A 14893-nucleotide genomic window follows, 5' to 3' on the forward strand; every position below is an offset into this window, starting at 1 on the left:
TTCAGCGGCCGAGAATGGTGACGCAGGCGGCAGCTTCTTCTACCCCGTGCAAGCCCCCACCGTTTTCGGCAATGGCGTTCTGTGCCCCTTCGACCTGACGCGCGCCGGCTTCGCCGCGCAGCTGCGTGACCAGTTCAAAGACCTGCCCGATACCGGTGGCCCCGACCGGGTGGCCCTTGGATTCCAATCCGCCCGAAGGGTTCACCGGAATGCGTCCGCCGATCTTTGTGTCGCCGCGCAGGCTGGCCGGGCCGCCCTCACCGAATTCGACAAACCCGAGGTTCTCGATCTGGATCACTTCACCGACGGCCGTGGCGTCATGCACTTCGGCAACTGACATATCCTCGGGGCCGAGCCCGGCCTGTTCATAGGCCTGAAGCGCGGCCAGCCGGGTCAGGTGGTTCTTGTAATCTTCCGGCGGACGGTCGGTGCCCGAGCGCAGGATCGCGGCCTTGACCTTGATCGCGCGGGCGGGATCGAGCCCCAGCCGCTTGAGCCCTTCGCCCGTGCACAGCACGGCCGCCGCGGCACCGTCCGAGATCGGGGCGCACATCGGCAGGGTCAGCGGATAGGTGATGGGCGGCGCGGCCAGAACCTGATCGACACTCATGGCATCGCGATACTGCGCCAGCGGATTATGCGCGGAATGTGCATGGTTCTTGGCGGCGACGGCGGCGAACTGTTCCTGCGTGGTGCCAAAGGTCTTCATGTGCAACCGCGCGAAGCCTGCGTAGACATCCATGAACACGCTGTAGGGCTTGGGCGATTTCGATCCTTCGGGTTCCTCGACTCCGGTACCCAGATCGGCCAGCCGTTGCGCGACCTCGTCGCCGTTGCTGACGTCCCAGCCGCTGTCGAAGGCCGAAAACATCAACGCGCGGTCGTCGGAATACATCTTTTCGGCGCCTATGGCGAGGCAGCAATCGCCATTGCCCGCCTTGAGAAAATCCACCGCCAGTTTGAACCCGGTCGAGGCGCTGGCACAGGCGTTTTCGACATTCACCACCGGAATGCCCTGAATGCCCATCTCGCGTAGCGCGATCTCGCCCCGTATCATGTGCTGGCCTTCCATGTGGCCCTGCACCGCGTTCGAGAAGAACGCGCCGTCGATGCGATCAGCCGTCACTCCGGCGTCTGAAAGGGCGGCGGCGACGGCCTCGCCGGTCATGGCCTTGATGGTTTTGTCCCGGAATTTTCCGAACGGCGTCATCCCGACGCCAACGACGTAAATGTCCTGCATCGTTTGTCCTCCTGATCTAGTATCCGCGAAACTGCGGTTTTCGCTTTTCATTGAACGCCGACAGGCCCTCGTGCATGTCCCAGGACCGCATGTGCGCGCGCAGGTTCAGCATCTCTTCGGACAGGGCGGCGGTTTCGTCCACATCCAGCGACCGGTTAGCAACCGCCTTCATACGGCGCAAGACCGCCGGGCTTTTGTCTGCCAGCCTGTCGGTAAAGGTCTGCACCGCGTTGCGCAGGTTTTCGTCCGTGACGACCTTGTTGACCAGCCCCCAGTCCATCATGTCCCGCGCCGAAACGTTCTCGCCCGAGAACAGCAGGTATTTCGCGCGGTTCAGTCCAATCCTGCGCGGCAGGATCGCCGCACCGCCTGCTCCAGGAAAGACCCCGAAATTGGAATGTGCGTCGCCCAGTTGCGCGCTTTCGGCGGCAAAGACCAGGTCGCAGGCCATCACCATTTCCAGACCGCCCGCCATGGCCAGCCCGTTCACGGCGGCGATCACGGGTTTGGGCCCATGTCGCATCAGTCCAAACGTGTGATCGACAAGATCAATCAGATCCGGCTCGCCCGGTGCATGTTTGGTGCCAGCAACTTCTTTCAGATCGGCACCGGCGCAGAATGCCCGGCCAGAACCGGTCAGGACAATTGTGCGAACCGCATCGTCGGCCAGCGCCGATTCCAGCGCGGCCGCGATCTCTCGCAACATCTGCGTTGACATCGCGTTGAGCTGTTCGGTGCGCTGGAAGGTAATCCATTCAGTTTTTGCCACCCGCTCAACAAATAGCGTCTGCTTTGCTTCATTCATGCTAAGATCCTGAAAAATAATGGAAGTTTGGTTTTTTGTCTTGTCTTTCCCGGCGATCTGCGCTGCACTGGGTCGGACCCGCACGCGGACAAAACAAGAGCTGGAGACTGATATGAGTAATGCACCCCTGGCCGGCCTGAGGATTCTCAGCCTTGCTGAACAATTTCCCGGCCCCTACGCGACAATGCTGTTGTCCGACATGGGGGCCGAGGTGATCATGATCGAACGTCCGGGCATCGGTGATCCGGCCCGGCAGTTTCCGCCGTTGTTCCGGGCTCTGAACCGGGGCAAGCGCAGCGTCGCGTTGGATCTGAAATCGGTCGACGGGTTGGCACGGTTTCGCGAACTGGCCAAGGTTTCGGATGTTATCGTCGAAGGGTTCCGCCCTGGAAAGCTCGCGGCCTTGGGCGCCGGGTTCGAGGACATGCGTGGCGTCAACCCGCGGCTGGTCTACGTGTCGATTTCGGGCTACGGGCAGGACGGCCCCTATCGTGACCGTGCCGGCCACGACCTGAGCTACGAAGGCGTTGGCGGCCTGCTGGCCGATCAGGCCGATGCAGGGCAACCGGGCCCTGTTCCGGCGATCCCCCTCGCGGATGTGGGCGCGGCGTTGTTCGCGGCGATCGCAATCCTGTCGGCGGTCGTATCGTGCCAGCGGACGGGACAGGGGCGTTTCGTGGACGTGTCCATGTCGGACGCTGTGGTTTCGATGTTGACGGCATTCCTTGTTCCGGCGGCCAACGGCACACCGCTGGGCGAGTTCATCGCCGAGCCGGGCTACGGCGTGTTCACCTGCAAGGACGGCAAGCTCATGACCTTGTCCATCGCGCATGAGGACTGGTTCTGGCAACCGTTCTGCGATGTGATCGACAGAGCGGATCTTGCGCCGTTGACAGGCCGCGACCGTGTCGCCCGCAAGGACGCGCTCCGCGAAGAGATCGCGGCGGTTCTGGTCGGCAAGACGCGCGCCGAATGGGGCGATCTTCTGGACAAGGCGGGCGTGCCTTGGGGTCCGGTCAATTCCTTGGTCGAAACGCTGGACGACCCCCATGTGCGTGCGCGACAGTTGCTGCGCACGATCGCGCATGACAGCGGCAGGACCGAGACGTTCCTTGTCCAGCCTCTGAAGTTCGATGGTTTCGAGACCGCAGCCCCTGACCTGCCACCAGAGCTTGGCGCAGACAATGACAGCGTTCTTTCGGACAGCGCCAGCTAGAGGCGGCTTCCGTCCGCTTTCGGCTCTAGCAGGCAAAAGAATACCCGCCATTCACCGGATAGGTCTGTCCGGTGATCCAGCTGGCGGCATCCGAGCAGAGAAACAGGATCATTCCGGCGGGATCTTCCGGCTCGCCCAGACGGCGGATCACATATTGCGACAATGCCCGCTTCTCGGTCTCTGCATCCGGGATCAGGTCGGCAACAGCCGGCGTTCTCGTTCCCCCCAGGGCGACGCAATTCGCGGTGATCCCGAACCGGCCACCCGCCTTGGCGATGGCCCGCATGAAGCCTGCCGCACCGGCCTTGGCACCGGAATAAACCGCCAGATGCGGCTCGCCGACGCGACCGGCGTCGGAAATGACGGTCACGATGCGCCCATAGTCACCTTTGACCATCAAGGGCATGGCGTGACGGGTGCAGTTCAGAACCCCATCGAAATTGGTCGCCATCCAGCGGCGCCATTCGGTGGGATCCGACTCCCAAAACGGGACAAGATCGTCAAGACGCGATGTCGGCCCGGCGTTGCCTGCATTGTTGACCAGAATATCCACGCCGCCGAAGGCGTTCTGAGCCTCGGCAAACGCCGCGCCGACCGCGTCGAAATCCGACACATCGAACGCGAGCGGCATCGCCTTTGCACCGGCTGCCTCCACTTCCGCGGCAACGCTTTCGGCCCGTTCGGCGTGAAAATCGTTGACGATGACGGCACCGGCCCCGTGTTCAGCCAGATAAAGCGCGACTTGTCGGCCCACGCCCTGACCCGCTCCGGTTACTACTGCGGTACGACCCTTGATGGATAGCAGTTCACTCATCTTCGTTCCTTTCCTATCCCAGCCACCTCTTGCGGCGGCGATAATGTTTGATTGCACGATAACTTTTGCGTTCGCCGGACGCGGTGACACCAAGATAAAACTCCTTGATGTCCTCGTTGTCAGCGAGCTTGTCTGCCGGGCCATCCATCACGATACGGCCATTTTCCATCACATAGGCGTAGTCGGCGATCGACAGTGCAGCAGCGCTGTTCTGTTCGACCAGGAAAAAGGTAGTGCCTTCTGATTTGAGTTGCTTGAGCACTTCATAAACATCCCGGATCATCATCGGGGCCAGACCCAGGGACGGCTCGTCAATCGCGATGATCTTGGGCTTGGCCATCATGGCCCGACCAATCAGCAGCAGTTGCTGTTCGCCACCAGACATGAAGCCAGAGGTTCGATTTCGGAGGTCGGCAAGCCGAGGCATCAAGGTGTAAACATGGTCCAGGCGGTTTTTAAGCTCGGCGGAATTGGGCACCATGTGTCCGCCGACGATCAGGTTCTGCTCTGACGTCAGATGGCGCAACACGCGCCGGCCTTCCATCACGTGGATCAGGCCATTCTTCACGACTTCCGAGGCTTCCATGTTCTGAACGGGGGTTCCGTCCAGAACGATGGACCCTGCCGAAACGGTTCCATCCTCGGATTTGAGCGTTCCCGAGATGGCCTTGAGCGTCGTGCTTTTGCCCGCGCCATTGCCACCGAGCAGAGCAATACATTGACCTTCACTGACTGTCATGGACACGCCTTTGAGCGCCAGGATGACGTCGGAATAGGTCACTTCTACATTATTGAGTTCCAGCATGGTCATATTGCCCGGGGCCAAGGATCAGGACGGGCGCCGCGACTGCGGCGCCCGGATTAATTCACCACTTCTGAACGTCAGGAACGTCGACGCCGATCGCTTCGATGGTGATCTTGCCATCTTTGACAGTGCCCACATTCACCTTGAGACCTTCCAAAGGGAAAGGCGCTTCGGGAGTGAACGTGAGGGATGGAAGAAAGCCGTGGGTTTCTTCGGTCGTGATCGGCCCGGCAAAGAGCGCCTCGCGTACCATCTCTCCGGTCAGGCCCTCGGCACCGTTCGCCGCAATCGCGTGATCGATCACGGTCGCGACAAAGAGGCCCTGAGACACGCCCATTGCGGTCACGACGTTCCAGGGCGCCTTGAGCCCATAATCGGCAACCAGTGTTTCATAGAATTGCCGCGCGGGAGTGTCCTCATCGGCCGCGATCGCCATGCCGTAGGCTTCAAAATCGCCCTCCAGTTGATCAAGCCCGCCAAGCGCGCCGCCCGAGGCCGGAAGCCCGTTATGCGAACTCATCATGATCGGGATGTTCGAACCGTTGGCCTGCAGTCCACGTTTCGCCGCAACTACGATAGAAGTGTTCGTCTGGATGATCAGCGCCTCGGCCCCGGCCCGCACGACGCGGCGCATTTGCCCCGTCAGATCGGTCGGTTGCACTTCGGTATAGATGACCTCGACGAGGTCAATCTCCTCGGGGTGCTCTTCGGCATAGAGTTCGAGGCCCTTTGCCATATCGACATAGGCAGGCGAGGCCTCGGAAGCCAGGATCGCAACCTTAAGCGGACCGTCTCCACCTCGCTGTTCACGCATCCAGTTCAGAAAGCCGGCGCTTTCGTGCGAATAGGTCGGACGCGGGTTGAAAATCCAAGAATTCGGTTTCCAGGCAAAACCGTAGCTGGCCGTGGCCATGAACATCGGAATCTTGTCTTCCGGCAGGCGTTCGGAAAGGGCGGCAACGTCAGGCCCGCCAAGGCCGACGACCGCAATCGGATCCAGTTCCGATTTGATCCCGGGCCAGAGGCTCGCCACCTGTGCCGCGTCATAGCGGGTTTCGTAGTTCTTATAGTTCAGCGTAACGCCAAGTTCCTTGCCCCGGGTTTCATTCCACCAGGTGAACACAGCCTCGCGTCCGCCCGCCAGAATGGGCATGATGTCAGCATAGGGGCCGGAAAAGTCCGACAGCAGGGCGAGATTATAGGTTGTCTCCGCCTGCGCTTTCAAAGGCATAGTTGCCGCAACAGCTATGGCACACGCTGCCAGCAGGCCGCGGAGGCCTTGTTTCGTTTGGTAAGTCATATTTTTCCTCCCAGGTTAAGAGCCGCTCTATTTTTTCAGTAGGGAAACGGCCAGATACGATAAGATGATTTCATTATGTTCCAGCGGTGCATCAGCCCCTTGGGTTCGAGGATCATGAACAATGCGATCACGCCGCCAAGAACGACATTCATGCCGGCGAACACGATGTCTCCGCCAAGGAATGATACCGAGTCGGCAATATTGGGGCCGACCGTCGCGATGATTTCCTGGATGATGCGGATAATGAAGACACCGACCAGGGCTCCCACGATTGATCCCATCCCGCCGACGATGATCATCGCGACAAAGAAGATCGAGTGAAACAGGGTGAACTGGTCCACCCCCACGAAGCGGATCAGATAGGCCCACAGCGCCCCGCCGACACCCGCATAGAAAGCGCCGATCAGGAAGGCATTCGCCTTGGTGGCCGCGACATTGATCCCCATGATACCTGCGGCCACGTCATCATCCCTGACCGCCACGAAGGCACGGCCAAAGCGTGACCGGACGATCCCGAATGCGCCCGCGACCATGATCGCGGTGACCGCAAAATTCATGTAGAACTGCGCAGTTTCGCCAACGAAGCGCAGCCCAAAAAGTTCTGCGGGCGGCACGGTGATACCGTTTGATCCACCCATCCAGGTTGACGGCAGGTTTAATACGGCAAAGTGGAACAGGAACTGTGCCGCAATCGTGGTCAGAGCCAGATAAAACCCCTTGATCCGCGCCGCGGTCAAACCAAAGAGAAAGCCGAATAGCGCAGCCGAGAGGCCGGCCAGAGGAATCGTCAATAAGAATGTAAGGCCGGTCTTCGAGGCAAGTATCGAGGCCGTATAGGCCCCGACCCCCATGAAAGCCGCCTGACCCAGGTTAATCTGGCCCGCATAGCCGGTGCAGATCTGAAGCCCTACGGCAATGACGGCGCTGATCATCATCATGTTCAGGATAGCGATGATACGCCCGCTTACCAGATAAGGCGCTAACAACAGCAGAGCCATGAACAAGACGAGGGCAAGCACCTGCCAGCGCGTTCGGATAATACGTCTGTCACTGCGATAGCTTGTCGGGAAAATACCGGAGGGATCCATGGATTACACCCGCTCGATTGTGCGCCAGCCGAACAGGCCGGTCGGCCGGATCAGCAGAATGGCAAGCATGATGATGTATGGCACGACACTGCCAAGTGAGCCGCCAATCAGCGGGTCAAGATAGTTGGTGGTCAGGCTCTGGGCGATTCCGATGATTATTCCTGCCAGAATAAGCCCGCCGATGGATTCCAACCCGGCAAACAGCGCCACCGGCAGGGCCGCGAACCCGATATCCGAGGCCAGGAAGGTCAGCGATTTGCCGCTGAGAAAGATCATTGCACCGATCGTGGACAGGATTGCCCCAAGCACCCAGGCAAAGGCAATCGAGCCCTTCACTGAAATCCCCATCGAAGATGCCACGACGTGATCTTCTGCCACTGCGGTCATCCGCAGACCCGACCGGGTCCGGTTGAAGAACCACGACAGCCCGACGGCGGCGACAATGGTGATGATCCCACCCATAAGGAGGTTCATCGGGATCAACATATCACCGAGGAACAACGGTTTCAGCGGGAAAATGATCGGGAAGGGCCGCACGGCGGGACCGAACACAAGTAGCACCAGCCCGCGCAACAGGATCAGCAGGCCGACAGTGACCATGACCATCGAAAAAACCGATTCACCGATCAGCTTTGTCAGAAAAATCCGTTCGATTGCGTAGCCGACCAAGCCAGCCAGAACCAGCGAAAGCGGTATCGACAACCAAAGGCTAAGCCCCGCTTGCATCGTTGTGAACCAGACGATGAACCCGCCGATGATCACAAGTTCGCCCTGCGCGAAGTTGAATACCTTGCTGGCGCGGTAAATCACGACAAAGCCCATGGCCACCAGCGAATATAGTAGGCCGATCAAAGCCCCGGTTATAATGTCATTGATGAAATAAACCATCTTCGCCGACCTCCCTTAGGTTTTGGACTGCCGCTTGGCAGCCTTCGATGCGTTTTCGACATCTGATACGCGAACCGTGGCCTTGAGAACGCCTTGACGGCCATTCTGATAGGTCACGGCGATTTCAAGATCGGTCTTGTCACCGCCGCCATAGATCGCTTCGACAAGGTTTGCATATCGTTCCTCCAAAAAGGCCCGCCGGAGTTTCCGGCTGCGGGTCAACTCGCCTTCATCCGGGTCGAGCTCTTTAGGGAAATTCGCAAACCGCGCGATGCGCGAGCCTTCGGGTAGAAGGCCATTGATGCGCGCCACTTCGCCTTTGATAAGCTCCAGAATTTCGGGTTTTTGCGACAGATCGGTGTATGTCGAGAAGCTGATCTTGTTCTCTTCCGCCCAACGACCCAGAACTTCCATATCGATATTGATAAGCGCGCTGACGAAGTCACGGCTTTCGTCGCCCAGGGTCATGAGATCCTTGATGAAGGGGCTGTAGCGCAACCGCGTTTCGATGAACTGCGGCGGATAGCTGTGCCCGTTTGCCAGGCGGCGCATGTCCTTGACACGATCAAAGAACAAAAGCTCGCCGTCGTCGGTCATGGACACCGCGTCACCGGTCTTGTACCAACCGTCTTCGGTCAGCTCCTCTGCGGTCTTTTCGGGCTTGCCGTGATAGCCGCCGAAGCCCGATCCGCCCCGCACCTGAAGCTCGCTTTCGTCCGAGACTCTGTAGTCCAGCGGTTCGCCGTAGTTCGTGTTGCTTTGCATCCAGCTGCCGCTGGTTTCCAGCTGATAGCTTTCGCCGACATGCGCAGTCAGAAGGCCGATTTCGGTCGCGCCATAGACGTTGCGCAGTTTGACGCCCATTGCGTGGAACATGCGAAAGACGTCAGGTGCCATCAGGGCGCCGCCGCTCATTGCGTTTTTGGCCTTACCAAGGCCAAGATTGTCGCGCAGGTGATGCAGCACCAGCGCCTCGGCAAAGGGAAGCTGCAGGCGTGCGGCAAGGCTGGGGCTGCGCCCTTCCAGCCGCTCGACATAAACGTTGCGGCCGACTTTCATACCCCAATTGTACATCGCATTGCGGAACTTGCCCGCACCCAACATCCGGGCCTGGACGATAGAGGCGAGGTTCTCCCACTGGCGCGGGCTGAACACCAGCGCGTCAACCGCCAGTTCGCGAATGTTGGTCAGCACGTCTTCGGGGCCTTCGGGGAAATTGACGACCATGGGCGCGATCAAACCGATCGACAGGCCGAAAATCTGTTCCGTGACCCAGGCGGGGGAAATGTAGGTCAGGTATTCCGTGCCTGGCGCGATTTCGATTGCCCCCATCACCCGCGAGCAGTTGTCGAACAGGTAACGATGGCTGATGACAACGCCCTTGGGTTTTCCCGTGGTCCCGGAGGTATAGGACAGCAAGGCGGTATCGTCCGCCCGCCCGCGTTTGACGTGTTCTTCAAATCTGGCAGGCTCTTTGGCGTGGATCTGACGTCCAGCCGCGCTCACACTTTCAAAGGAATGCAACAGGGGATGATCATAGCCCCAGAGGCCGGAATCATCCCAGTAAACGATCGCCAGGGCACCCGGGTATTTGCCCGCGATCTCGATGCATTTATCGACTTGCTCCTGATCCTGCGCCAGAAAAATCCGCGTTTGCGAGTCTTCGGCCAGATACAGAATCTCTTCGGCGTTCTGATCCGGATAGACGGACAGGACTTTGCCGCCCAATGACTGGACGGCGTATTCAGCCCAGAAATGTTCGGGTTCGTTTTCGCCGATCATCATGACGGAATCGCCCGCCGACAGGCCCAGGTTCTCCAGCCCGAGAGCCAGGGCACGAACCCTGTCAAGCACATCGGCCCAGGTGAATTCACGCCAGATACCAAGGCGCTTGTGGCGTTCGGCGAGGTCGTTCGGCGAGGAGATTGCACGCGCGAGCAACACCTGTGGCAGGGTTTCGCTATGTGTCACTGCCGGGTCTGAATAGACCATTGCTGTTCTTTGTTTGACCATCCCGCTACCCCAGATATGCCTTGATCACAGCCGGGTCCTTCTGGATTTCTTCCGGGGTGCCTTCGGCGATCACCCGCCCGAAATCCAACACCACAATCCGGTCGGCAAGGTCCATAACCACGCCCATGTCGTGCTCGACCAGAACCACCGGAATCTTGCGCGCTTCCCGCACATCGAGAATGAAGCGCGCGAGGTCTTCTTTCTCTTCCGAGTTCATACCGGCCATCGGTTCATCCATCAGCAGGATCGACGGTTCCTGCGCCAATGCACGGCCCAGATCGACACGTTTGCGCAGCCCGTACCCCAACGTGCCCACGGGCCGGTTGCGGATTGCCTCGATCTCCAGAAAGTCGATGATCTCTTCAGCGGCTTCGCGATGTTCCGATTCCTCGCGCATCACGGGACCGAATTGGAAAAAGGCCTGGATCACATTCGATTTCATCAGCATGTGACGGCCGATCATGATGTTTTCCACCACGGTCTGCCCGGCAAAAAGATGGGTGCCCTGAAACGTCCGCGCCAAACCGCGCCGGGCGATCTGGTCAACACGCAGGCCGGTCACGTCCTGACCAGACAATTCGACACGGCCTTTCTGCGGACGGTAGAAGCCCGCAGTAACGTTCAGAAGTGATGTTTTTCCGGCACCGTTCGGGCCGATGATCGCAAGCAATTCATCGTCGTTTACAGAGATGCTCACATCGTCGAGCGCCGTCACACCGCCAAATTTCAAAGTTGCACCACGCACCGCAAGCGGCGCTGAGACGATCCCGCCATTCGTAGTCATGATGCAGCCCGTGTCTTTTCCCGACACGTCATGGAGTCGCGCACAGCCCTACCGTAGGGTTGTCCGTTGAGAACGAGTTTTCCTCGCATCGTTTCTCCTCCCACCTCTTTGTTCAGAGGTTTGCCTGGGCTGTTTACCAAGTTTCCCCGCACAATCTAACAGATGTTAGAAAATTTAGTCAACAACTGAATTCGCTACCGAAGAAAACCGATCAGACAGCCGCGTACTCTGCGGAAAAGCTTCGAAGACCTTTTTGATCCTGACACCAGACTGTCCCGGAGGCACCGGTCCCTTCATTGTGCAATTGCAATTCGCAGGGCAGGGTCAGCGGTGCGAGTCCGCGGAAAGAAAACCGGTGGGGCGACGTCTTCAACGCATTCGCCGCCAGGTTCAGAAGCAGCGTCGCCTGCAATGGGCCATGCACAACAAGCCCGGAATAGGCTTCGGCTTCGGTGGCGTAGACATGGTCATAGTGGATGCGATGGGCATTGAACGTCAGCGCCGAATAGCGAAACAGCAGCACAGGATCCGGAGTCAGGCTCGATCTGAGCGTGGCGGGGTCGCCCGCGCCGGGTGCGCTCTTCACCGGGCGGGGCGCGGTGATCTTACGAAAGACAATCGACTGCTGTTCCCGGATACAAAGCCGGTTGCCGCTAAAATACTCGTGTTCGATGGTCACAAAGACCAACGCTCCGCTGCGGCCCTGCTTGGCCGTTATATCCCCGATCGACGAGCGGCGGGTGAAGGTTTCACCGATCGTCAGCGGCGCGATATGTGTAACATCGCCGCCGGCCCACATGCGGGCGGGCAGCGGTACCGGGGGCAGAAATCCACCCCTTGCGGCATGGCCATCTTCTGACAGGGCGGCAGCTGGCACGGTATCAAGGGCAATACACCAATGAATTCCCAGCGGAACATCACCCGCTCCGCCCCAAAGGTGCGGGCCGAATGTGGCACGGAATTTGTCGATCAGCCCCTGCGTCAGAACATCTTCACTGGTTTCGGTGCGTCCCAGCCAGGGCGCAAGCGCGTCTAGGTCGATCTCACTCATGGTCGCGAACTCAGAAGGATCGCGGCATGCCGAGGATATGCTCGCCGACATAGGACAGGATCAGGTTGGTCGAGATCGGGGCCACCTGATACAGTCGGGCCTCGCGGAACTTGCGCTCGACATCGTATTCCCGCGCGAAACCGAAGCCGCCATGGGTCTGGATGCAGGCATTGGCCGCTTCCCAGCTGGCTTCCGAAGCCAGCAGCTTGGCCATATTCGCCTGCGCCCCACAATCCAGCCCGGCATCGAAACGTCTGCAGGCCTCAAAGCGCATCAGATTGGCGGCCTCGATGTTCACATAGGACCTGGCGATGGGGAATTGCACGCCCTGGTTCTGGCCTATAGGACGGTCAAAGACCACGCGGTCGCCGGCATAGGCGCGGGCCTTGTCAACGAACCAGTATCCATCACCGATACATTCCGCTGCAATCAGGGTCCGTTCGGCGTTCAGCCCGTCAAGAATATGGTAAAACCCGCGCCCTTCGGTCCCGATCAGGTTTTCAGCGGGGATTTCCAGGTTGTCGAAAAACACTTCATTGGTTTCGTGGCCGGGCATATTGGCGATGGGGCGGACCTCCATGCCGTTGCCGATTGCCTCTTTCAGATCGACCATAAAGATCGACAGGCCCTGCGACTTTTTCTTGACCTCGTTCAGAGGCGTGGTGCGTGCCAGAAGGATCATCAGGTCAGAATGCTGGATGCGGCTGATCCAGACCTTCTGGCCATTGATCTCATACCGGTCACCCTTCTTGACCGCGGTGGTCTTCAGTTTGGTGGTGTCAGTTCCGGTTGTCGGTTCGGTCACGGCCATGGATTGTAGGCGCAACTCGCCGCTGGCAATACTGGGCAGGTATTTCTGCTTTTGCGCGTCCGACCCGTGCCGCAGCAGCGTGCCCATATTATACATCTGCCCGTGGCAATGACCCGCGTTGCCACCGCAGCGGTTCACCTCTTCCATGATGATCGAGGCTTCCGTCAAGCCCAGTCCCGAGCCACCGTATTCCTCGGGGATCATCGCCGCGAGCCAGCCCTCGCGGGTCAGCGCATCGACGAATTCCTCGGGGTAGGTTTCGTTTTCGCCGAACTTGCGATGATATTCTGGCGGAAACTGCGCGCAAAGTGCGCGCAAGGCGTCGCGCAGATCGGTGTGAGTGTCTGGGGCTGACGTCTGCATTGGTTACTTCGCTCCCGGTCCCGACGTTTCAAGAATTTCCTGTTCGGCGCGCTGCCACAGCTCATAGGAAATCGGGTTTTCGCTCTCTTCGAGGATATGACCGACCAGACCGATGGCACGCGCCATGACGCCAAAGCCGCGCACGATCTTCCAGGGGAAGCCGAATTCACAGCAGATTGCACCGATCGCACCAGTGGCGTTGATCGGCAGCATCTTGCCCGATTTTTCTTCGGCGACGGCCTGAATTTTCTGGATCAACGCGATGTATTCACCGGATTTTCCGTTTTCGGCGGCGATCTGGAACAGGCGCGGCGTGCGCGGATCGACGGGCTTGTGCACCGGATGGCCAAGCCCCGGCACGATGGCCTTGCGGGCGCGGAATTTTTCAACTGTTTCGACGGCAAGCGCATCCAGATCGACACCGGTGCCCAACTTGTCCTGCGGCAGCGCCTCGTAAAGCATTTTCGAGGAACCCTCCATCGAACCGACAAAGACGGTGCCAAGCCCACACAGCCCGGCCGCAACGGCCGCCTGAAGCGATTCCGGCGCACCCATGTAAGTCATCCGCGCCGCCAGAGCCGAAGGCGTGATGCCATGTTCGACAAGGGTAATGACGACGGCGTTGAACACCCGGCTTTCCTCGGGCGTGGCTTTCCGTCCCGTCAACTGCAGGAACGCCAGATCGCCGAGGTTCATGTGCCCGAGGATCTCGTTCGGCAGGTCGAGGCCACGCACGCTGATCTTGTCAGAGGTGCTCCAGGCAATATCGGAGCTGATTTTTTCTTTGCGTTTTTTCATTAGACCGGATCCCATGAAAAGACATCCGCCGAAACTTCGAGCGGCGTGAACTGTGATTTGAGCGCGGGAATGGCGCGCTCGGCGATTTCATCGGCGGTCCAGCCATCACCGGAATGGACCGACCGCACGGGGCGGGGCTGATTGAAAAGGAAGATCTCGTTTTTGCGAACCGCAAAGATTTGACCGGAAACGTCAGACGCGCGGTCGCTCATCAGAAAACAGGCCATTGGCGCGACCTTGGCCGGTGTCATTTCCTTGATCTTCTCGACACGCGCCACCTGTTCCGGGGTGTCTGTCTTGATAGACGAGATCATCCGGCTCCAGGCGAAGGGCGCGATGCAGTTCGAACGCACGTTCCAACGTTTCAGGTCGAGCGCGACCGATTTCGAGAAGGCCGCGATGCCCAGCTTTGCGGCCGAATAGTTCGCCTGCGCCAGATTGCCGATCAGCCCCGAGGTCGAGGTCATGTGCACCAAAGCACCGCCCTCCTGTTCGCGGAAATAATCGGCCGCCGCGCGGCTGGTATTGAAGGCGCCGTACAGGTGGACCTTCACCACCGCGTCGAAATCCTCGTATGTCATCTTGTGGAAGAACCCGTCACGCAGGATGCCGGCGTTGTTCACCACCGCGTCGATGCGGCCGAATTCCTTGACACCGGCCTCGATCATCGCGCGGGCGGCGTCGGGGTCGGTGACGTTGCCGCCATCGGCAATGGCGTCGCCCCCGGCGGCCTTGATTTCTTCAACGACTTTCTGCGCCGCAGTTTCCGTCTGTCCGGTGCCCTTCAGTGACGCGCCCAGATCATTGACCACAACGGCAGCGCCTTCGGAGGCTGCCATCAAGGCGATGTCACACCCGATCCCGCCCCCGGCCCCGGTGACCAGAACAACCTTTCCATCAAGTGCCTTTGACATTCT

At 59.4% G+C, this 14893-nt stretch carries 14 protein-coding genes; 1 reads left to right on the plus strand and 13 read right to left on the minus strand.

Features of this window, described 5'->3' with window-relative positions:
* Window position 1 precedes the first annotated feature (1 nt).
* Both ARCT_RS0102965 and ARCT_RS0102970 read right to left on the minus strand, forming a co-directional pair.
* On the minus strand, window positions 2-1240 hold the full coding sequence (locus tag ARCT_RS0102965; RefSeq protein ID WP_027238741.1) for a thiolase family protein: 1239 nt from the start codon (window positions 1238-1240) through the stop codon (window positions 2-4).
* Between the two features lie 16 nt (window positions 1241-1256).
* Entirely contained in the window at window positions 1257-2045 is a 789-nt protein-coding gene (locus tag ARCT_RS0102970) for an enoyl-CoA hydratase/isomerase family protein (RefSeq protein WP_036784110.1), read from the minus strand.
* Between the two features lie 112 nt (window positions 2046-2157).
* Here ARCT_RS0102970 and ARCT_RS0102975 point away from each other — a divergent pair, with 112 nt between their 5' ends.
* Window positions 2158-3261 (plus strand): CaiB/BaiF CoA transferase family protein, encoded by a 1104-nt coding sequence (locus ARCT_RS0102975; RefSeq protein ID WP_036784160.1) that lies wholly within the window; start codon window positions 2158-2160, stop codon window positions 3259-3261.
* A 25-nt stretch (window positions 3262-3286) separates the two neighbouring features.
* Here ARCT_RS0102975 and ARCT_RS0102980 read toward each other — a convergent pair whose 3' ends face one another.
* The 11 genes from ARCT_RS0102980 to ARCT_RS0103030 all read right to left on the minus strand — a co-directional run bounded on the left by ARCT_RS0102980 (window position 3287) and on the right by ARCT_RS0103030 (window position 14890).
* Window positions 3287-4075, minus strand: a complete 789-nt coding sequence (locus ARCT_RS0102980; RefSeq protein WP_027238744.1) for an SDR family NAD(P)-dependent oxidoreductase — start codon at window positions 4073-4075, stop codon at window positions 3287-3289.
* Between the two features lie 13 nt (window positions 4076-4088).
* On the minus strand, window positions 4089-4880 hold the full coding sequence (locus ARCT_RS0102985) for an ABC transporter ATP-binding protein (protein ID WP_027238745.1): 792 nt from the start codon (window positions 4878-4880) through the stop codon (window positions 4089-4091).
* A gap of 61 nt (window positions 4881-4941) precedes the next feature.
* Complete coding sequence (locus ARCT_RS0102990; RefSeq protein ID WP_240476211.1) at window positions 4942-6111, minus strand: ABC transporter substrate-binding protein; 1170 nt, start codon at window positions 6109-6111, stop codon at window positions 4942-4944.
* Window positions 6112-6215: 104 nt separating this feature from the next.
* Window positions 6216-7268 (minus strand): branched-chain amino acid ABC transporter permease, encoded by a 1053-nt coding sequence (locus tag ARCT_RS0102995; protein WP_027238747.1) that lies wholly within the window; start codon window positions 7266-7268, stop codon window positions 6216-6218.
* Between the two features lie 3 nt (window positions 7269-7271).
* Entirely contained in the window at window positions 7272-8156 is an 885-nt protein-coding gene (locus ARCT_RS0103000) for a branched-chain amino acid ABC transporter permease (protein ID WP_027238748.1), read from the minus strand.
* A 15-nt stretch (window positions 8157-8171) separates the two neighbouring features.
* The gene (locus ARCT_RS0103005) at window positions 8172-10148 is read right to left on the minus strand and encodes an AMP-binding protein (protein WP_027238749.1); all 1977 of its coding nucleotides are present in this window, start codon (window positions 10146-10148) and stop codon (window positions 8172-8174) included.
* A gap of 25 nt (window positions 10149-10173) precedes the next feature.
* The gene (locus ARCT_RS0103010) at window positions 10174-10953 is read right to left on the minus strand and encodes an ABC transporter ATP-binding protein (RefSeq protein ID WP_036784113.1); all 780 of its coding nucleotides are present in this window, start codon (window positions 10951-10953) and stop codon (window positions 10174-10176) included.
* Window positions 10954-11164: 211 nt separating this feature from the next.
* Window positions 11165-12004 (minus strand): FAS1-like dehydratase domain-containing protein, encoded by an 840-nt coding sequence (locus ARCT_RS0103015; protein ID WP_027238751.1) that lies wholly within the window; start codon window positions 12002-12004, stop codon window positions 11165-11167.
* 10 nt (window positions 12005-12014) lie between these two features.
* Window positions 12015-13178 (minus strand): acyl-CoA dehydrogenase family protein, encoded by a 1164-nt coding sequence (locus ARCT_RS0103020; protein WP_027238752.1) that lies wholly within the window; start codon window positions 13176-13178, stop codon window positions 12015-12017.
* A 3-nt stretch (window positions 13179-13181) separates the two neighbouring features.
* Entirely contained in the window at window positions 13182-13976 is a 795-nt protein-coding gene (locus tag ARCT_RS0103025; RefSeq protein WP_027238753.1) for a citryl-CoA lyase, read from the minus strand.
* The gene (locus ARCT_RS0103030) at window positions 13976-14890 is read right to left on the minus strand and encodes an SDR family NAD(P)-dependent oxidoreductase (RefSeq protein WP_036784116.1); all 915 of its coding nucleotides are present in this window, start codon (window positions 14888-14890) and stop codon (window positions 13976-13978) included. The genes ARCT_RS0103025 and ARCT_RS0103030 overlap by 1 nt, the downstream gene beginning before the upstream one ends.
* Between the last annotated feature and the right edge of the window lie 3 nt (window positions 14891-14893).

Source organism: Pseudophaeobacter arcticus DSM 23566, from assembly GCF_000473205.1.
GTDB classification, from domain to species: domain Bacteria; phylum Pseudomonadota; class Alphaproteobacteria; order Rhodobacterales; family Rhodobacteraceae; genus Pseudophaeobacter; species Pseudophaeobacter arcticus.